We start from the raw sequence: 17,230 nt of genomic DNA, 5'->3' as shown, positions 1-17,230 counted from the left end.
AAGCCGATTATGTGGGGGCTTTCGGGTAATACGTTCGAAAAACGGTCAAAGAGAGGCAGCCCTCTCGGGCCGCCTCTCTCTGTCACAAAGCCAGATTACTTGACGTCGACCTTGGCGCCAGCATCTTCGAGCTTCTTCTTGAGGTCAGCAGCTTCAGCCTTGGTGACGCCTTCCTTGACGGCCTTCGGAGCAGCTTCGACCAGGTCCTTGGCTTCCTTGAGGCCGAGGCCGGTGATCGCGCGGACTTCCTTGATGACGTTGATCTTGTTAGCGCCGGCTTCAGCCAGGATAACGTCGAACTCGGTCTTTTCTTCTTCGACGGGAGCAGCAGCGCCAGCACCGCCGGCAGCAGCAACAGCTACCGGTGCAGCAGCGGAAACGCCCCACTTTTCTTCGAGAAGCTTCGACAGTTCTGCAGCTTCCAGAACGGTCAGCGAGGAGAGGTCTTCAACGATCTTAGAGAGATCAGCCATAGTCATAGTTCCTTTTGTTCAATTCGAACCGATGTTGATATAAACAGCGAAAAACCGCCTTATGCGGCTTCTTCGTCCTTCTTGGCGTAGGCCGCGAACACGCGGGCAAGCTGGCTTGCCGGTGCTGCAACAACGCTTGCGATCCGGGTAGCCGGCGTCTGGATCATGCCCAGCAGCCTTCCACGCAGTTCGTCCAGCGAAGGCAGGGTCGCAAGCGACTTGACGCCTTCCGCATTCAGCGTTGTGGTGCCCATGGAACCACCGAGAACAACGACCTTGTCGTTGGTCTTGGCAAAATCCACGACGACCTTGGGAGCCACGATCGGATCAGTGCTGTATGCAATCAGCGTCTGACCCTTGAAGAGATCGATGATCCCTTCGGACTCCGTACCCTGAAGGGCAATCTTGGCCAGGCGGTTCTTCGCGACTTTGACGGTGCCGCCAGCTGCGCGCATCTTCGAACGAAAATCGTTCATTTGCGCAACGGTGACGCCGGCATAGTGGGCCACGACGACCGAACCGGAAGCCTTGAAGACTTCGTTCAGCTCCGTGACGAATTCGCGTTTTTCCGCTCTTTCCACTGCCTATCTCCAGTTGGCAGACCGCAATCCTGCAGGCCTGCCGGGTTTGCCTTTGCCGCGCGGGATACAAACGATCCCGCGCGACGCTCGAGGATCCTGTCCCCTGCGAAGCGCTGCGAGGCGCTCACAAGGCAAGCCGAGGTTCGAACCGATGTTTCCCTCAGCCGGAGCCTCGGGACAAATTCGGGTCTCACCCGTCTCATGCAGGCATCAGTGATTAAGGGATAACCACCTGCAATCTCGGACAGGAGTTCCGGGCCGAAGCCCGGAGATCCGGTCCCGAAGGACCGGAATTCACGTTCGGAAAGGCTTGCGCCCCACCGAAAAAATCAGGCGACGCTGAGCGTCGACAGATCGATCTTGACGCCCGGACCCATGGTCGAGGAAATCGCGATGCGCTTGACGTAGTTGCCCTTGGCACCTGCCGGCTTCGCCTTCACGACGGCATCCGCAAATGCACGGATGTTTTCTTCCAGAGCGCCCGGAGCGAACGATGCCTTGCCGATACCGGCATGGATGATACCAGCCTTCTCGACGCGGAACTCGACAGCACCACCCTTGGAAGCCTTGACGGCGCCGGTGACGTCCATGGTCACGGTACCGACCTTCGGGTTCGGCATCATGCCACGGGGGCCGAGAACCTTGCCGAGACGGCCGACGAGCGGCATCATGTCCGGGGTCGCGATGCAGCGATCGAAATCGATCTTGCCGCCCTGGACGATCTCGACGAGATCTTCGGCGCCGACGACGTCTGCGCCAGCAGCGCGGGCTTCGTCAGCCTTGGCGCCACGTGCGAAAACGGCGACGCGAACGTCGCGGCCGGTGCCGTTCGGCAGGTTGACAACGCCGCGGACCATCTGGTCGGCGTGACGCGGGTCAACGCCGAGGTTCATGGCCACCTCGATGGTTTCATCGAACTTGGCGATCGCCCGTTCCTTAACCATGCCGATAGCGTCCGACAGGCTGTAGATCTTGGTGGGATCGACGCCTTCGCGGGTCTTCTGTACGCGCTTTGCAAGCTTTGCCATCTTACGCCACCACTTCCAGACCCATGGCGCGGGCGGAGCCCTCGATCATGGTCATCGCGCCTTCGATATCGGCTGCATTGAGGTCCTTCATCTTGGCTTCGGCGATCGAACGGATCTGAGCCTTGGTGAGGGTCGCGGCAGCGCCGCCCTTGCCCGGGGTCTTGGAGCCCGAGGTGATCTTTGCTTCCTTCTTGAGGAAGTAGCTGACCGGCGGCTTCTTCATCATGAAGGTGAAGGACTTGTCCTGGAAGTAGGTGATGACGACCGGGATCGGCATGCCCTTTTCCATTTCCTGCGTGGCAGCGTTGAACGCCTTGCAGAATTCCATGATGTTGATGCCGCGCTGACCAAGTGCAGGACCGATCGGCGGGGACGGATTTGCCGACCCTGCCTTCACCTGGAGCTTGAGGTGGCCCATAACTTTCTTAGCCATTACTCTCTGCCTTTTCTCTGTCCGACCCTCGTATGCACCGTGAAGGCGCACCGTGAACCGGGCGTTCGACCGGTTTCCCGGTCACGGATGCCGTATCTCGATGAAATGCGGCGGCTGCGGTTGCGTGGTGCGGTTCCCGGATCCGGCTAAGAGCCCTTCCCCTTCCACGCGGTGGCGGCGATATCGCCGCCTGAAGATCCACCCTCAGGCGGACCGTCATTACGTCGGCTCAGACCTTTTCGACCTGAGCGAATTCAAGATCGACCGGCGTTGCGCGACCGAAGATCGAAACTTCGACCTTGAGACGAGCCCGCTCTTCGTCGACGTCCTGAACAATGCCGTTGAACGACGCGAAGGGGCCATCCGAAACACGAACCTGCTCGCCGACCTCGAAAGAAATCGAGGGCTTCGGCCGGTCCACGCCGTCCTGGACCTGACCGAGAATGCGTTCGGCCTCATGGTCGGGGATCGGAACGGGCTTATTGTCGGAACCGAGGAAGCCGGTGACCTTCGGTGTGTTCTTGATGAGATGATAAGCCTCATCCGTCAGGTTGGCGCGAACCATCACGTAACCCGGAAAGAACTTGCGCTCGGCATCGACCTTACGGCCGCGACGGACTTCGACAACCTTTTCCGTTGGAACGAGGATCTTTTCAAACAGATGGCTCAAGCCCTTTTGCTTGGCCTTCTCTTCGATCGACTCGGCAACCTTTTTCTCGAAGTTCGAATAGGCGTGAACGATATACCAACGCGGAGCCATGTTCATTCCCACTCGATTAGATGCCGACATTGAGGACGAGGCCGATGAGCCAGCCCATCAATTGATCCGCAGCAAAGAAGAAAGCCGCAGAAATGATGACCATGATAAACACCATCAGCGTGGAGATCACAGTTTCCCGGCGGGAGGGCCATGTCACTTTTGCCGTCTCGGAGCGAACCTGCTTCAGAAACGTTACGGGATTTGTCTTCGCTGCCATTGAATGCTCACGCCTTGACGGCCCGTAAAGCTGAATGCTCAGCCCCACGCGCCGCGTGTCTGTTGGACCCTACATAAAGACCGATTCTGAAAATCACAAGGACTTTCCGATCTTTTAAGCGAATTATGCCACCCAACACCGAGGGCGTCCGGCGGACTTTTTAACACGTAAAGCGCCGTCGCTTCGACAGTTACGACGCGTTTCGCCGCTATGGAATGACGCAATCACATGTGAAATGGCAGGGGCAGCCGGGCTTGAACCGACGACCTGCGGTTTTGGAGACCGCCGCTCTACCAACTGAGCTATACCCCTTTACGGCGCAGACGGAACAACTCCTGGGAGCGTATCGTCGTCGTGTCGACCGTGCGCTCCTTTAAGACGGGCGGGGCGGATTGGCAAGAGCCCTTTTCATCTTTTCGGCCGGGACCACACCCTCCGTCGAGGAATTGAACGCGCAGCCCTACCAGTTGAACGCGTAGGACAGGCTGATGCTCGCTTGTCGTTCCGTCTTGAACGGCGCAGCAAGCGCGGCTGTAACGTTCATCTTCCGCGTGACCTTCTGCTCCACGCGAACAATGTTGGAGAAGTCGAGGGTCGCGGAGGAGTAGTTTGCTTCCGCGACAAGCGCCGTTCCCGTTGCCACGGCCGACAAACGGGCCGACTGGCTAAGAACGACATTGTCGCAGCGCTTGAGATGCGCGTTGCAAAAGACGTTGACGCTGCGGCCGCGCTCCAGATCGAAGCTTTCGGTGAGGATTCGCTTTCGATCCATGCCGACATCCAGGTTGCCATTCCCCGTCCTTGGGTCGAACACACCGTCAATGGTGCGGCTGGTAACCACGGCCGTGCTCGTGCCGCGGCGAACGGCAATGCGCGCCCAGACATCGACCGGTGTGTCCTCCACGCGGCCGGAGCGGCTGGCGGCTACCGCCACGTCGGCGCCTGCGCTCGCCTCTCCTGTCACCGGAAGCTTGATACCCATCCGCAGATGCATGCCATTTTCGCCCGACTTCGTCGGCTGCCAGATCAAGCGATCCTCTGCCTGCGCAGTATAAGGGAAACTGAACGCGACGAGCGCATAGCAAGAAGCGGCAAGAGCCGTCCGGGACATCGTGATCATTTATGTGTTCCACCGTTCGGGGCGGCCAATCGATTTCCATCGACGGACAGGCCCTGTCGAAAATCCACCACCTGGAACGCGGACCGCACAGGAGACGTTGATACCGCTCGCTTCGGATGGTCCGGCGGCGGACACTTCGGGACGCAATCGTGCGTCAAAGCTTTCTTAGGATAGTCTCGGCATCTCCATCGCGAAACCCCAAAAACTTGGGGGTCATTCTCCGAATCGCGGGGCGCGATCGAACCGCGCCACGCGATGGTTAAAGTAAAGGCATCAGCTGGCAATCGGCACGTATTTCCGCCAGTCATGCTCCTGGTTGAAACCAAGGACGTCGCGGATTTTCCGGTTCGACAGGAGACTCTCATAGGTCCCGAGTTCACGCGATACCGACACATTCGGGAAGAAATCCCGAAGAAGGTCCGCCGTCGGCGTATTGGCGGACGTCGTATCGTTGGCGGCGTTGAACACCTGGAAGCCAAGGCCGTCCTTCTCGATACCGAGCTTGCAGATCTGCCCGAGATCCCGTGCATCGATATAGCTCCAGGCGATTCGCTTGCGGATGGTCGGATCGGCAAACCACGTCGGGAACATGGCATATTCATGGGGCTCGATGACGTTGCCGATACGGATCGCGTAGATATCGATCCCGAAGCGCTCGGCAAAGGCCCGTGCCGTCTTCTCGTTCAGCACCTTTGACAGGCCGTAGCTGTCCATGGGGCTGACATCGTCGTCCTCCTCCAGCGGGAACCTGCCAACGTCGCGATGCCCCTCGGCAAAGCAGATGCCGTAAGTCGTTTCGCTGGAGGCGACGAGAATCTTGCGAACGCCGAATTTCGTGGCGGCTTCGATGACGTTGTAGGTTCCGATCGTGTTGATGCGGAATGTTTCGTTGTCAGGCTTGATCAGGATGCGCGGAATGGCCGCAAAGTGGACGACGGCATCATAGGGCTGCATGCCCCTGCCCTTGCCGATCGCCGCGCGATCGAGATCGGGCATGTCGGCGTGCATGGACAATGCGTTGAAGACCTGCCCGCTATCCGTGATGTCGACAATGAGATTGGTGACGCCGGGATGCTCCAACGGTACGAGGTCGAGATTGTGAACCTCATAGCCGGCGTCCAGCAGGTACGGCACGACATGCCGGCCGGCCTTGCCGGCGCCGCCGGTAAACAGAATGCGTTTCTTCACGGTATATCCTCCAGAATGGCAAGGCGGATTTAACGCATTGTTGGCCAAGAGCAAGCGGGAGGAGACAGGCGCGTTCGAACATCCGCGTTTCCCGCTCTGAAACGAGAAAAGCGCTACCCGAAGGCAGCGCTTTCCCTGATGTCATCTGTCGATCAATGGAGCGGCATAAAAATGCCGCGCCATCGTCGTTCAGGATTACTCGACGATCGAAGCCACGATGCCGGCGCCGACGGTACGGCCGCCTTCGCGGATTGCGAAGCGCAGCTTTTCTTCCATCGCGATTGGAACGATCAGCTCGACGGCGACGGTGACGTTGTCGCCCGGCATGACCATTTCCGTGCCTTCCGGCAGCGTCACGATGCCCGTCACGTCCGTTGTGCGGAAGTAGAACTGCGGACGATAGTTCGTGAAGAACGGCGTATGACGGCCGCCTTCTTCCTTCGTCAGGATGTAGGCTTCGGCCATGAACTTCTTGTGCGGCTTGACCGAACCCGGCTTGCACAGGATCTGGCCACGCTCGACGCCGTCACGGGTGACGCCGCGAACGAGAGCGCCGATGTTGTCGCCGGCCTGGCCCTGGTCGAGCAGCTTGCGGAACATTTCGACGCCGGTGACGGTGGTCTTGGACGTCGCACGGATGCCGACGATCTCGACTTCTTCACCGACCTTGACGATGCCGCGCTCGACGCGACCGGTCACAACCGTACCACGACCCGAGATCGAGAACACGTCTTCGATCGGCATCAGGAACGGCATGTTGATCGGACGCTCAGGCGTCGGGATGTACGCGTCGACAGCGGCCATCAGTTCGCGGATGGCGTCTTCGCCGATCTTCTTGTCCGAATCTTCGAGAGCGGCCAGAGCCGAGCCCTTGACGATCGGAATGTCGTCGCCGGGAAAGTCGTAGGACGACAGGAGTTCGCGAACTTCCAGCTCGACAAGCTCGAGAAGTTCTGCGTCGTCAACCTGGTCGACCTTGTTGAGGAACACGACGATGGCGGGAACGCCGACCTGACGGGCCAGCAGGATGTGCTCGCGGGTCTGGGGCATCGGGCCGTCGGCTGCCGAGCAGACGAGGATCGCGCCGTCCATCTGCGCCGCACCGGTGATCATGTTCTTGACGTAGTCGGCGTGGCCGGGGCAGTCGACGTGCGCGTAGTGGCGAGCCGGCGTCTCGTATTCGACGTGTGCCGTCGAGATGGTGATGCCGCGGGCCTTTTCTTCCGGAGCGGCGTCGATCTGGTCGTACGCCTTGTATTCGCCGAAGTACTTCGTGATCGCTGCCGTCAGCGACGTCTTGCCATGGTCGACGTGACCGATCGTTCCGATGTTCACGTGCGGCTTGTTGCGTTCAAACTTGCTCTTTGCCATGGGTATGTTTTCCTGTGATCAATGAGATACGGCCCGGCAGGCCAGTATGCCGCCGGCCGGTTTGGGGAGGCGTTTAAGGGTTTCGAAAGAATTGCGCAAGGCCTATTTGCGCGAGAGGGAATGGCCATCGTGTCGCCCGCGAGGTGCGGGCTTTCGAGGCTGTAAATGGTGGCATGCCTTGGGGAATGCAATGCCGCCGAAACTGCCGGCAGACCGCGCCGTGTGGAGACCTCGAAAGGCCTAGGCCTGCGACGCGACGGCTCCCGCCTGTCAATACAACGGATCACGTGTGGCGTGATCCTGCGAATTGGGCGGGAACAAGGCGGGAATGCCTTAGTTCGAAGAGCACGCAACCAAGAAGGAGAACGACATGCGTGCACTCAATCTCATTACCCTCATCCTGGTCATCGTCGGTGGCGTAAACTGGTTGCTGGTCGGTATCGCCAGCTTCGATCTTGTCGCCGCGATCTTCGGCGGTCAGGATGCCGCCCTCTCCCGGATCGTCTATGTGCTGGTCGGTCTGTCCGCCCTTTGGCAGATCATGCCGCTCTCCAAGGCCTTCTCGATCGGCGAACCCGCCGCCGAAGCCGGCCACTACACCCGCACCTGATATCCGACGCAACGCTCGCAGACGGCCGCCCTTGCCCACGCATCGGCGGCCATATGCGTTGAAGCAACGGCACGAAGACGAGAAATGGGAATGGCAATGCTGGAGCGGGTAGCGGGAATCGAACCCGCGTATTCAGCTTGGAAGGCTGCTGCTCTACCATTGAGCTATACCCGCGGGGGTCTTGATCCGTGCGACAGAATGGTGGAGGGAGTTGGATTTGAACCAACGTAGGCTGAGCCAACGGATTTACAGTCCGTCCCCTTTAACCACTCGGGCATCCCTCCAGTATTCCGTCGGGATCAAGCGACCAGTTCGATCTTCGGAAGCGGTTGTTTGTGCCGCCCCTTGATCTGCGCCGGGTATATGACCGCCTCGTTTCCTCCTGTCAACACGACGTCACCAGTTTTTTCAAAAGTTGGAAATCTTCCACAGGCGATACCGGAGGCATGCTGCCAATAGGCGCGTGAGCCGCGGGAAAATGGTTTCCCTGCCAGCCCTTGCCCGATATACATTCGGCATGAGCAAAGATCCTTCCGGCGACAAGAGCGCCAAAGACACCCATTACGCAACGCTGCGCCGGGCACATCGCGATCAGAAGCGCGAGCGCGGGGAAATTCCGACGCCGCCCGAAGATCGCCGCGGAAAGGGGGGCAAGGGAGAGTGGCAGGCGCCACCGCTCGCGCCCGATCAGGTCCAGCTTTACGGCATCCATACGGTCAAGGCGGCGCTGGCCAATCCCGAACGCAAGATCGTCAGCCTTTCGGCGACCCTGAACGCGCTTGTGCGCCTGGAAATCAAGAATACTGAATCTTTGCCCTTTCCGGTGGAGATCGTTTCGCCACATGATCTCGACAAGATCCTCGGTCCCGACGCGATCCACCAGGGCGTCATGCTGGAAACGAAGCCCCTGCCCGTGCGCCGGCTTTCCGCACTGAAGGACAGCCCGCTGATCCTTGTTCTCGATCAGATCACCGATCCGCACAATGTCGGCGCCGTCCTGCGCTCGGCCGTGGCGTTCGATGCCGGTGCCGTCATCACCACCATGCGCCACAGCCCGACCGAATCGGGCGTCATGGCGAAATCCGCCTCCGGCGCCATGGAACTGATCCCCTACATCCAGATCACCAATCTTGCGGAGGCGCTCGAAGAGCTGCACGGCCTCGGCTTCCACTCGATCGGTCTTGACTCGGAAGGTCCGGCACCGCTGGAAAGCACCTTCGTCGGGGATCGCGTCGCGCTTGTTCTCGGCGCTGAAGGAAGAGGGTTGCGCCAGAAGACACGCGACACGGTCTCGGCCCTCGCCCGCCTCGACATGCCCGGCCCCATCAAATCCCTCAACGTCTCCAACGCCGCCGCCATCGCCCTCTACGCCGCACGCGCCCATCTGAAACAGTAGGCAAGCACGGCACCGGCAAACATTTCCCACTTTACACGCCGGAGGAATCTGCTAATTCCTCCGCAGCTGCCCTTATAGCTCAGTTGGTAGAGCACCTGATTTGTAATCAGGGGGTCCCGGGTTCGAGTCCTGGTGGGGGCACCACAATCTTTTATATTCTGTAAAAAAATGATAGTCGGCGCCCGTGCCCTAGTTTGGGCCGTCTGCATGCCCTGGATTTCCAATTGGCCTCGTCGGAACGGTGATTACGATCGAGGTCGTTCCATCGAACAGAACTTATCAGCCACACGAGATAGCTGCCTAGTGTTCAGCATGTTCGCAGGGCATTTTTGATCGGCAGACGGCTCACAACTCCGAAATATCCGGCCGCTGATCCCGTTCATGGTACCGCATCTTCCAATGAATGATGTCGCTGTTTTGATGCAGGACGACGAGAAACCATGAGATGGAGACCGCGCCGACGGTAACGGAAACCACCGTGGCGGCGATGTCATTGAACTCCTTAACCAGGCACTTGGCGTCGGCATCGTAGTCCACGCCGCCATCCACCTCATATGCGAAGAACGTATCGTCCGGCGTTGCAACACCGAGCAAGGCGCCACTCAGCTGATCCGCCCCCACGAGCCGGGTCGGTCTTGTCTCGGACTGTCCGTAAGCCTGAACCTGCTGAAAGCTCCAGCCATAGATGTCAATCGCGCCGCTGGCCTTCGGGTTCTTTCGCGAATAGGTGCGAAGCGTGACGGATGCCGTTCCTTTCGCGATATCGCCGACCATGGCGACGGCTTTCGGCCAATCCACTATGCGCAGGAACATGCCTTCTCCATTTTTCAGCGTCTGCCGCAGAAAACCTCGCGGCACGGACGTTCAAGGTAACGCACTCCCTGCAAAAGCATAGATGCGCTCACTCTACCCGCCGTCATACCCACGTGCCTCCGCTTGCACACAAGCCTCGCTTCAGCATTGCGGGGTAATCCTCTCCCGACAATGGGAGAGACCTGTGGCTTCAGACGATATCTGGCAGACGGCGTGGGCCATCGTTGCCGAGCATATGACGCGGGGCGAGACGGACCCGACGAAGATGGTCGCCGATGGCATTCAGCGGGAACGCGACAGCTGGCATCGCGCCAGACAAAATACGGTCTCAATTTGCGGCGAGGAAGCACGGCATGAAGAATGCCTCGTTGATCGTCACCGCCTTCGTGGCAACAGCAGCAATTAGTTATGTCGTCTTTCGGTTCGCGTTGGCGCTGGCATAGTCTCGTTTCGAGGGACAGCAGCGGAACGCTTGCCCGACGTCTCTTGCCTCGTCTTCAGAGGTCACATTGCCTGGAACGTTGTGGGGATGTTGTCGTTAGCGTCGGAACGCTTAAAGGAGACACCCATGTCAGACGCAAGTAAACCGACGCCGCCCCATCCCGAACAGCAGCAGGCCCCTCCCGGGCTGACACGACTGATGGATCCTTTGCCGGATCACGGGGAGAAGACCTACAAGGGAAATCATCTCCTCAAAGGCAAGGTTGCCCTGATCACCGGCGGCGATTCGGGCATTGGGCGGGCCGTGGCCATCGCCTATGCCCGGGAAGGCGCCGATATCGTCATTTCGTATCTGAACGAGGATGAGGATGCGGAGGAAACAGCAAAGTGGGTTCGTGAAGCCGGCCGCAAATGTGTCGTCGTGCGCGGCGATATCCAGTCAGAAGATCACTGCATCTCGCTGATCGAGAAAACCGTTGGAGAACTTGGTCGCATCGATATCCTTGTGAACAACGCCGCCTTCCAGCGAACCTATGCGGACATTTCCGACATTACCGCGGAAGAATGGGACACTACCTTCCGGACCAATATCTACGCGTCGTTCTTCCTTTCGAAGGCCGCCGCACCGCACATGAAACCGGGCAGCGCAATCGTCAATACGACGTCGATTCAGTCAAGGCAGCCCTCGCCGCAGCTTTTGGCCTATGCATCCACAAAGGGCGCGATCTCCAACTTCACGGCGGGTCTCGCCGAGATGCTGGCCGAGAAGGGCATTCGCGTGAACGCCGTTGCGCCCGGACCGATCTGGACGCCCCTCATTCCCTCGACCATGCCGGCGGAGAAGGCCGCAGAGTTCGGCAAGCAGACATTGCTCGGCCGCGCCGGACAGCCGGGCGAACTTGCGGGCGCCTATGTGTTGCTCGCATCTGATCTCGGCAGCTACATGACCGGTGCCGTGATCCCAGTCACCGGCGGCGAGATCATGATATAGGCAACTCCGTCACGCTGGCTTTCACAGACGATGCGGCCGATTTCGGCGCATCGTCTTTGGTCCCTTGCGGCAACACCGTACGCTCCGGAAACGCGTGGTGTCTCTGGTTCTACGCATGGGTGGAGACTGTAGCCGCCCGTGAGACCCTTCTGAATCCCTTCCCATGAGACGTCCTTTCTTTTCGCTATCCCTTTCATACTGTGGGATTTTATGCATGATGACCCTCGGCCGGCGTCGGCCCCGGTCGCCCTTGGCGGCTTGTCCAGGCAATGGCAAGGCACATTATGCTCCGCACCTTCGAGACGATCGCCTTTGCTCCATCCCAGACGGAAGAAGCGCAGAAGGCGGCTGCGGAACTGACGGCCATCTACGGCAATGCAGATCCTGAGGCAGCCGACGTCATCGTCGCCCTTGGTGGCGACGGGTTCATGCTGCAGACGCTTCATAAGACGATGAACACCGGCAAGCTGGTCTACGGTATGAACCGCGGCTCCGTTGGATTTCTGATGAATCGCTACAGCACCGAAAACCTGCGCGAACGGCTGGAAAATGCCGTGGAGAACGCCTTCCGGCCACTGGAGATGCAAACGCGCGACAGCGAGGGGCAAACCTTCAGTGCGCTCGCGATCAACGAAGTCTACCTCTTTCGGCAGTCCTATCAGGCTGCCAAGCTGAAGATCACGGTCGATGGCCGCGTGCGGCTGGAGGAACTGATCTGCGACGGCATCCTGCTCTCCACCCCCGCCGGATCGACCGCCTACAATCTCTCCGCGCACGGCCCGATCCTGCCGCTCGAAGCCCCGCTTCTCGCCCTGACGCCGGTCAGTCCTTTCCGGCCTCGCCGCTGGCGCGGCGCCCTGTTGCCCAACAAAGTCACGGTGGAGATCGAGATTCTCGAGACGGACAAGCGGCCGGTCAATGCGGTGGCCGATCATGTCGAAGTGAAATCCATCGTCTCCGTGCGCATTGCCGAATCTGAGGAGATGACGGCACGGATCCTGTCGGACCCGGATTATTCCTGGTCGGATCGTATTCTCGCGGAGCAGTTCTCCAACTGATTCGATTCGAGATGAATTTTATGGCAGGCTTACGCAACCGAGTGGAATCGCCTGCGGGACGAGGTCGTCTGATGATGCGTAAAGTTTGGATCGCCATGCTCGCCGGAACGACGGCTTTCTGTCCGGTAGCCCTTCGGGCGGACGACGTGCTGCCGGCGAACGTCACCTTCGTGACAAGCTCCGGGTTCTGGGAGGACAGCGGCGATCCATCCGCTGGTCTCGATCCCCGGGGCAAGGCATCTCCTGCACCTGCAAGCCCTGCGCAGAAGGGCTATTATAAGCTGATCGCCCTCCGTCAGCCTGACGGTACAGCCCATATCGTGCTGCAACAGATCGCACTCGACCCGGCCGGACCGAAGATTGTATCGTCCGCCGAGCTCGATGAATTTTCGAAAATGAAGGCGTTCGTGACCGACATCCGGCCGGAGACATCCGACGGCGTGACACAGCAGCCGGGACTGTTTGCGACCGTCTATCTGCGCACGAACCCTGCGGCGAGCGATATCGAGACCTGGACGGTGCTGATCGATGAACTCGGCGACATCCGCATCGAGCGCGAATCGAATTAGCTCTGATTGGAGCAGACAGCGTGTCGCAGTCCGCCAAGAACGCGTGGCCGCGCTTTCGCGCGGCCACCGGTATCAGTTCAGATCGTCGACCGCAGCGTCGGCACCGCCGTTCACACGGTGTGCAAGCGCTGCTTCCATGAAGTCGTTCAGCTCGCCATCGAGCACATCCGAGGGAGCCGTGCTTTCGACGCCGGTCCGGAGGTCCTTCACCAGCTGGTAGGGCTGAAGGACGTAGGAGCGGATCTGGTGGCCCCAGCCGATCTCCGTCTTGGAGGCCGCCTCGGCGTTGGCCGCTTCCTCACGTTTCTTCAGTTCCGATTCGTACAGACGGGCGCGCAGCATGTCCCAGGCCTTGGCCTTGTTCTTGTGCTGCGAGCGCTCCTGCTGGCACTGAACCACGATGCCCGAGGGCATGTGGGTGATGCGGACGGCAGAGTCGGTCGTGTTGACGTGCTGTCCACCGGCGCCGGACGACCGGTAGGTGTCGATGCGGCAGTCGCTCTCGTTGATATCGATCTGGATCGAATCATCCACGACCGGATAGACCCAGACGGAAGAGAACGACGTGTGACGGCGGGCATTGCTGTCATAGGGCGAGATGCGTACGAGGCGGTGAACGCCCGACTCGGTCTTCATCCAGCCATAGGCGTTGTGACCCTTGACGAGAAGCGTGGCGGACTTGATGCCCGCTTCTTCCCCGTCATGGATTTCCATGAGTTCAACCTTGTAACCCTGCCGTTCCGCCCAGCGCGTGTACATGCGGAGAAGCATGTTGGCCCAGTCCTGGCTCTCGGTGCCGCCGGCGCCGGAGTGAACTTCGAGATAGGTGTCGTTGCTGTCGGCCTCGCCGGACAGCATGGCCTCCACCTGACGGCGGGCCGCTTCGGTGCGCAGGCCCTTCAGCGTGTCCTCGGCATCGCGGATGATATCGGCATCACCCTCTTCCTCGCCGAGTTCGATGAGCTCGATGCAGTCCTTCAGTTGCTGCTCGAAGGCGCGCACACTATTGATGCCCTCGTCCAGCCCCTGGCGCTCGCGCATCAGCTTCTGTGCTTCCGCGGCATCGTTCCACAGGGTCGGATCTTCCGCCTTGTTGTTCAACCAGTCCAGTCGTCTTACCGCCTGATCCCAGTCAAAGATGCCTCCTCAGCAGGCTTACGGCCTGCTTGATCTCGTCGACGATATTCTCGATTTCGTTGCGCATTGTCTCTTTTTCTTGATCGTGCCGGATTACGTGCCCGTGAAATAGCGACGCCCGCCGCCGATGTAAAGGCAGCGGGCGCATCGCGATCCAGCGTGGGCTAGAACAGGCCGTTGGAGCCCGATGTGACGGCCTGGTTGGCCTGCGGCGAGGTGCGCAGGATCTCCTCCGGCGGCACATAGGCATCGGCGCCGCCGATGACCGAGAAGGTGGCAGCGGGGCCGGTGCCCGGCTTGAACGCCTCGATGATCGTATCCGGATCGCCTTCGGCTGCCGCCATGCCGGTCTTCCGGTTGACGGGCACGAGGCTCATGCCCTCGGGCGGGATGAACTTGGTGGGGCGGGTTCCCGCGAGAGCTGCCTGCATGAACTCGTTAAAGACCGGGGCCGCGAGGCTGCCCCCGGTGCCGCCGCGCCCGAGCGGGGCCGGGTTGTCGAAGCCGAGATAGAGGCCGGCCACAAGGTCGGGCGTGTATCCGACGAACCAAGCATCCTTCTCGTCGTTGGTCGTGCCGGTCTTGCCGGCCACCGGACGATCGAGCGTGACCTTTCCGGCCGCGGTCCCCCGCTGCACAACGCCTTCCATCATGGACGTGATCTGGTAGGCCGTCATCGGGTCGAGAACCTGCTCGCGATTGTCGGTCAGCGTCGGCTCGTCCTGCTCCTGCCAGTCGGGTGCATTGCAGGTTTCGCAGGTCCGCTCTTCGTGGCGGAAGATGGTCTTGCCGTAGCGGTCCTGAATGCGGTCGATGAGAGACGGCTTGATCTGCTTTCCGCCATTGGCGAGGACCGAATAGGCCGAGACCATACGCATGACGGTAGTCTCACCGGAGCCGAGCGACATGGCGAGAACCGGCAGCATCTTGTCGTAGATGCCGAAGCGCTCGGCATATTCGGCGACGATGGGCATGCCGAGGTCGTTGGCAAGACGCACCGTCATCAGGTTGCGCGACTTCTCGATGCCGAGACGCAAGGTGGACGGGCCTGCCGAACCTCCGCCATAGTTTTCGGGACGCCAGACCTGGCCGTTCTGAGCCAGTTCGAACGGCGCATCGAGAATGACCGATGCCGGCGTATAACCGGTGTCGAGCGCGGCCGCATAGACGAAGGGCTTGAAGGAGGAGCCCGGCTGGCGCATGGCCTGCGTTGCACGATTGAATTCGGATTGGCCATAGGAAAAGCCGCCGACCATCGCGAGCACGCGGCCGGTCTGCGGGTCCATGGCGACGAGGCCGCCCTGAACCTTCGGTGGCTGACGCAGGCGATAGTCGCCATCCGTCTCCAGCGCCTCGACATAGACGACGTCGCCCGGGCCGACCACGCCTTCCGGCGAGCGCGCCGTGCGGCGATTGCCCTCGGACGAGCGATAGGCCCACTGCATGTTCTTTGCCGAGATCTGGCCGGTGACGCGGTCGGGGCCGACCTTACCGGCGCCGTCCTTGGACGGCTGAATGCCGATCTCGGCACCCTTTTCATCGACCGCAAGCACGACGGCGAGCTTCCACTCGGGAACGTCGGAGAGCGCGTCTAGCTTTCCGAGGGCAACGCCCCAATCGCCACCGATCTCGATGCTTTTCAGCGGACCGTGGAAACCACGGCGCTCGTCATAGTTGACGAGACCATCCTGCAGAGCCTTGCGGGCCTCCACCTGGATCTTCGGATCGAGCGATGTGCGAACCGAGAGACCGCCTTCATACAGCGCATTGTCGCCATAGCGCTGGATGATCTGACGGCGGACTTCCTCGGCGAAATAGTCGGACGCAAAGAGATGCGAGCCACCACGGCGCACGGAAACGCCGAGCGGCTGGGTCTTTGCCTCGTCTCCGTCCGCCCGCGTCACGTAACCGTTCTCGACCATGCGGTCGATGACCCAGTTGCGGCGCTCCAGCGCTGCGGCCTCGTGACGGAAGGGATGGTAATTCGATGGGCCTTTCGGCAGGGCCGCGAGATAGGCTGTTTCGGCGATGGTCAGTTCGGTCACCGACTTGTCGAAATAGGTCAGAGCCGCGCCGGCGATGCCATAGGAGTTCAGGCCGAAGAAGATCTCGTTGAGGTAAAGCTCGAGAATGCGGTCCTTCGAATAGGCCTGTTCGATGCGGAAGGAGAGGATGGCTTCCTTGATCTTGCGGTCGATGGTCTGGTCGGCGGAAAGAAGAAAGTTCTTGGCGACCTGCTGCGTGATGGTCGAGGCGCCCACGGGACGGCGGCCGGAGCCCATGTTCTGGACGTTGACAAGGATCGCACGGCCGAGACCCATGAGATCCACGCCGGGATGCTGGTAGAAGTTCTTGTCTTCCGCCGAGATAAAGGCCGCTTTCACGCGGTCGGGGATGGCCTGGATCGGCAGGTAAAGGCGGCGCTCGCGGGCATATTCGGCCATGAGTTCGCCATTGCCGGCGTGGACGCGTGTGGTAACCGGGGGCGCATAGCTGGCCAGCACCTCGTAGTCCGGCAGGTCCTTGTTGAGGTTGCCGAGATAGAGGGCCGCTGCCGCCGCTGCGATGAGGACGAGAAAGGCGCCGGCGCCGAAGAAGTATCCAATCAGTCTGATCATCGGTTGGCTACCGGTCCCTTCGTCGTCGCTATCAAATGAAAGGCAGCGATCTCGCCGCATCCTTCCGCATGTCGTCACCCGCAGCGTCGCGGCCTATGGGCTGCGATGTCTTCGCCGCAGAACTCAAGCTCGCCCCGCATCCATGCAGACAAAAGGCAGCCGAACACACAATCCGGGTCGACATCGCGTCGATGCCATCCGTTCCGGCCTATCGGCCTCTGCCAGTCGAGCATTCATACCCGTCTGGCGATTCCCGGGCCGTCAATTTAGGCTTGAGGGATAGCGACGGGAATGTGAGGAAAATAGGGCTCTTGATCCAGTTTAGCCCGTTCGGCGTGCGGATGCCACTGCGCCTGTGGCCCGGGCGACACGAAAAAATGCAAGTCATCCTTAATTTTAAGGTCACGTCCAGTAAAGCATCCGCAT

At 60.3% G+C, this 17,230-nt stretch carries 18 protein-coding genes and 4 tRNA genes; 7 read left to right on the top strand and 15 right to left on the bottom strand.

The genetic code is table 11. The features are described 5' to 3' along the window. Nucleotides 1-95: 95 nt before the first annotated feature. The 10 genes from rplL to tuf form a co-directional block, all read right to left on the bottom strand. Complete coding sequence (gene rplL, locus GA0004734_RS10030) at nt 96-473, bottom strand: 50S ribosomal protein L7/L12 (RefSeq protein WP_092933389.1); 378 nt, start codon at nt 471-473, stop codon at nt 96-98. Between the two features lie 59 nt (nt 474-532). Then, nucleotides 533-1,054: a 50S ribosomal protein L10 gene (gene rplJ, locus GA0004734_RS10025; RefSeq protein WP_092933387.1), complete on the bottom strand. Its 522-nt coding sequence runs from the start codon at nt 1,052-1,054 to the stop codon at nt 533-535. Between the two features lie 329 nt (nt 1,055-1,383). After that, nucleotides 1,384-2,082 (bottom strand): 50S ribosomal protein L1, encoded by a 699-nt coding sequence (rplA, locus tag GA0004734_RS10020; RefSeq protein ID WP_062693455.1) that lies wholly within the window; start codon nt 2,080-2,082, stop codon nt 1,384-1,386. 1 nt (nt 2,083) lies between these two features. Further along, entirely contained in the window at nt 2,084-2,515 is a 432-nt protein-coding gene (rplK, locus tag GA0004734_RS10015; RefSeq protein WP_092933386.1) for a 50S ribosomal protein L11, read from the bottom strand. Nucleotides 2,516-2,744: 229 nt separating this feature from the next. Then, the gene (gene nusG / locus GA0004734_RS10010; RefSeq protein ID WP_062594498.1) at nt 2,745-3,275 is read right to left on the bottom strand and encodes a transcription termination/antitermination protein NusG; all 531 of its coding nucleotides are present in this window, start codon (nt 3,273-3,275) and stop codon (nt 2,745-2,747) included. Between the two features lie 16 nt (nt 3,276-3,291). Further along, nucleotides 3,292-3,492, bottom strand: coding sequence for a preprotein translocase subunit SecE (gene secE, locus GA0004734_RS10005; protein WP_062594489.1), 201 nt, complete (start codon nt 3,490-3,492; stop codon nt 3,292-3,294). Between the two features lie 236 nt (nt 3,493-3,728). Then, nucleotides 3,729-3,804, bottom strand: a tRNA-Trp gene (locus GA0004734_RS10000). A 148-nt stretch (nt 3,805-3,952) separates the two neighbouring features. After that, complete coding sequence (locus GA0004734_RS09995) at nt 3,953-4,612, bottom strand: hypothetical protein (protein WP_092933384.1); 660 nt, start codon at nt 4,610-4,612, stop codon at nt 3,953-3,955. A gap of 273 nt (nt 4,613-4,885) precedes the next feature. Further along, nucleotides 4,886-5,800: an NAD-dependent epimerase/dehydratase family protein gene (locus GA0004734_RS09990; RefSeq protein ID WP_092933382.1), complete on the bottom strand. Its 915-nt coding sequence runs from the start codon at nt 5,798-5,800 to the stop codon at nt 4,886-4,888. 195 nt (nt 5,801-5,995) lie between these two features. Continuing rightward, complete coding sequence (tuf, locus tag GA0004734_RS09985) at nt 5,996-7,171, bottom strand: elongation factor Tu (RefSeq protein ID WP_092933380.1); 1,176 nt, start codon at nt 7,169-7,171, stop codon at nt 5,996-5,998. Nucleotides 7,172-7,541: 370 nt separating this feature from the next. Here tuf and GA0004734_RS09980 point away from each other — a divergent pair, with 370 nt between their 5' ends. After that, nucleotides 7,542-7,781: a DUF378 domain-containing protein gene (locus GA0004734_RS09980; RefSeq protein WP_092933378.1), complete on the top strand. Its 240-nt coding sequence runs from the start codon at nt 7,542-7,544 to the stop codon at nt 7,779-7,781. A 100-nt stretch (nt 7,782-7,881) separates the two neighbouring features. On the opposite strand, the gene GA0004734_RS09975 is transcribed toward GA0004734_RS09980, so the two are convergent. Together GA0004734_RS09975 and GA0004734_RS09970 are read right to left on the bottom strand one after the other, a co-directional pair. After that, nucleotides 7,882-7,955: transfer RNA gene (locus tag GA0004734_RS09975), tRNA-Gly, on the bottom strand. A gap of 25 nt (nt 7,956-7,980) precedes the next feature. Then, a tRNA-Tyr gene (locus tag GA0004734_RS09970) sits at nt 7,981-8,065 on the bottom strand. A gap of 233 nt (nt 8,066-8,298) precedes the next feature. On the opposite strand from GA0004734_RS09970, the gene GA0004734_RS09965 reads away from it, so the two are divergent. Together GA0004734_RS09965 and GA0004734_RS09960 are read left to right on the top strand one after the other, a co-directional pair. After that, nucleotides 8,299-9,177 carry a TrmH family RNA methyltransferase gene (locus GA0004734_RS09965; RefSeq protein WP_092936141.1) on the top strand — a complete coding sequence of 293 codons (879 nt, stop codon included), beginning with the start codon at nt 8,299-8,301 and terminating at the stop codon, nt 9,175-9,177. Nucleotides 9,178-9,245: 68 nt separating this feature from the next. Next, nucleotides 9,246-9,321: transfer RNA gene (locus tag GA0004734_RS09960), tRNA-Thr, on the top strand. A 201-nt stretch (nt 9,322-9,522) separates the two neighbouring features. On the opposite strand, the gene GA0004734_RS09955 is transcribed toward GA0004734_RS09960, so the two are convergent. After that, complete coding sequence (locus tag GA0004734_RS09955) at nt 9,523-9,990, bottom strand: hypothetical protein (protein ID WP_092933375.1); 468 nt, start codon at nt 9,988-9,990, stop codon at nt 9,523-9,525. A 184-nt stretch (nt 9,991-10,174) separates the two neighbouring features. On the opposite strand from GA0004734_RS09955, the gene GA0004734_RS09950 reads away from it, so the two are divergent. The 4 genes from GA0004734_RS09950 to GA0004734_RS09935 all read left to right on the top strand — a co-directional run bounded on the left by GA0004734_RS09950 (nt 10,175) and on the right by GA0004734_RS09935 (nt 13,049). After that, nucleotides 10,175-10,396, top strand: coding sequence for a hypothetical protein (locus GA0004734_RS09950; protein WP_092933373.1), 222 nt, complete (start codon nt 10,175-10,177; stop codon nt 10,394-10,396). Nucleotides 10,397-10,558: 162 nt separating this feature from the next. Next, on the top strand, nt 10,559-11,422 hold the full coding sequence (locus GA0004734_RS09945) for an SDR family oxidoreductase (RefSeq protein WP_175386302.1): 864 nt from the start codon (nt 10,559-10,561) through the stop codon (nt 11,420-11,422). 284 nt (nt 11,423-11,706) lie between these two features. Then, on the top strand, nt 11,707-12,480 hold the full coding sequence (locus tag GA0004734_RS09940) for an NAD kinase (protein ID WP_092933369.1): 774 nt from the start codon (nt 11,707-11,709) through the stop codon (nt 12,478-12,480). 95 nt (nt 12,481-12,575) lie between these two features. Continuing rightward, complete coding sequence (locus tag GA0004734_RS09935) at nt 12,576-13,049, top strand: hypothetical protein (RefSeq protein ID WP_245292503.1); 474 nt, start codon at nt 12,576-12,578, stop codon at nt 13,047-13,049. 72 nt (nt 13,050-13,121) lie between these two features. Here the strand turns inward: GA0004734_RS09935 and prfB are convergent. Together prfB and GA0004734_RS09925 are read right to left on the bottom strand one after the other, a co-directional pair. Then, nucleotides 13,122-14,253, bottom strand: a protein-coding gene (gene prfB / locus GA0004734_RS09930) for a peptide chain release factor 2 (RefSeq protein ID WP_165910660.1) whose coding sequence is annotated in 2 segments (ribosomal slippage) — nt 13,122-14,183 and nt 14,185-14,253 — 1,131 coding nt in all. Because the reading frame shifts where the segments join, the coding sequence is not laid out codon by codon here. Between the two features lie 97 nt (nt 14,254-14,350). Continuing rightward, nucleotides 14,351-16,804: a penicillin-binding protein 1A gene (locus GA0004734_RS09925; protein WP_092933363.1), complete on the bottom strand. Its 2,454-nt coding sequence runs from the start codon at nt 16,802-16,804 to the stop codon at nt 14,351-14,353. Nucleotides 16,805-17,230 lie beyond the last annotated feature (426 nt).

The sequence above is a fragment of the Rhizobium sp. 9140 genome (assembly GCF_900067135.1).
In the GTDB taxonomy this organism is placed as follows: domain Bacteria; phylum Pseudomonadota; class Alphaproteobacteria; order Rhizobiales; family Rhizobiaceae; genus Ferranicluibacter.
This window is presented reverse-complemented; position numbering and strand designations above follow the sequence as displayed.

Coding starts and splice junctions, on each gene's coding strand:
- rplL (WP_092933389.1), bottom strand. CDS start 473: ATGGCTGATCTCTCTAAGATCGTTGAAGACCTCTCCTCGCTGACCGTT.
- rplA (WP_062693455.1), bottom strand. CDS start 2,082: ATGGCAAAGCTTGCAAAGCGCGTACAGAAGACCCGCGAAGGCGTCGAT.
- rplK (WP_092933386.1), bottom strand. CDS start 2,515: ATGGCTAAGAAAGTTATGGGCCACCTCAAGCTCCAGGTGAAGGCAGGG.
- nusG (WP_062594498.1), bottom strand. CDS start 3,275: ATGGCTCCGCGTTGGTATATCGTTCACGCCTATTCGAACTTCGAGAAA.
- secE (WP_062594489.1), bottom strand. CDS start 3,492: ATGGCAGCGAAGACAAATCCCGTAACGTTTCTGAAGCAGGTTCGCTCC.
- GA0004734_RS09995 (WP_092933384.1), bottom strand. CDS start 4,612: ATGATCACGATGTCCCGGACGGCTCTTGCCGCTTCTTGCTATGCGCTC.
- tuf (WP_092933380.1), bottom strand. CDS start 7,171: ATGGCAAAGAGCAAGTTTGAACGCAACAAGCCGCACGTGAACATCGGA.
- GA0004734_RS09980 (WP_092933378.1), top strand. CDS start 7,542: ATGCGTGCACTCAATCTCATTACCCTCATCCTGGTCATCGTCGGTGGC.
- GA0004734_RS09965 (WP_092936141.1), top strand. CDS start 8,299: ATGAGCAAAGATCCTTCCGGCGACAAGAGCGCCAAAGACACCCATTAC.
- GA0004734_RS09955 (WP_092933375.1), bottom strand. CDS start 9,990: ATGTTCCTGCGCATAGTGGATTGGCCGAAAGCCGTCGCCATGGTCGGC.
- GA0004734_RS09945 (WP_175386302.1), top strand. CDS start 10,559: ATGTCAGACGCAAGTAAACCGACGCCGCCCCATCCCGAACAGCAGCAG.
- GA0004734_RS09940 (WP_092933369.1), top strand. CDS start 11,707: ATGCTCCGCACCTTCGAGACGATCGCCTTTGCTCCATCCCAGACGGAA.
- GA0004734_RS09935 (WP_245292503.1), top strand. CDS start 12,576: ATGCTCGCCGGAACGACGGCTTTCTGTCCGGTAGCCCTTCGGGCGGAC.
- GA0004734_RS09925 (WP_092933363.1), bottom strand. CDS start 16,804: ATGATCAGACTGATTGGATACTTCTTCGGCGCCGGCGCCTTTCTCGTC.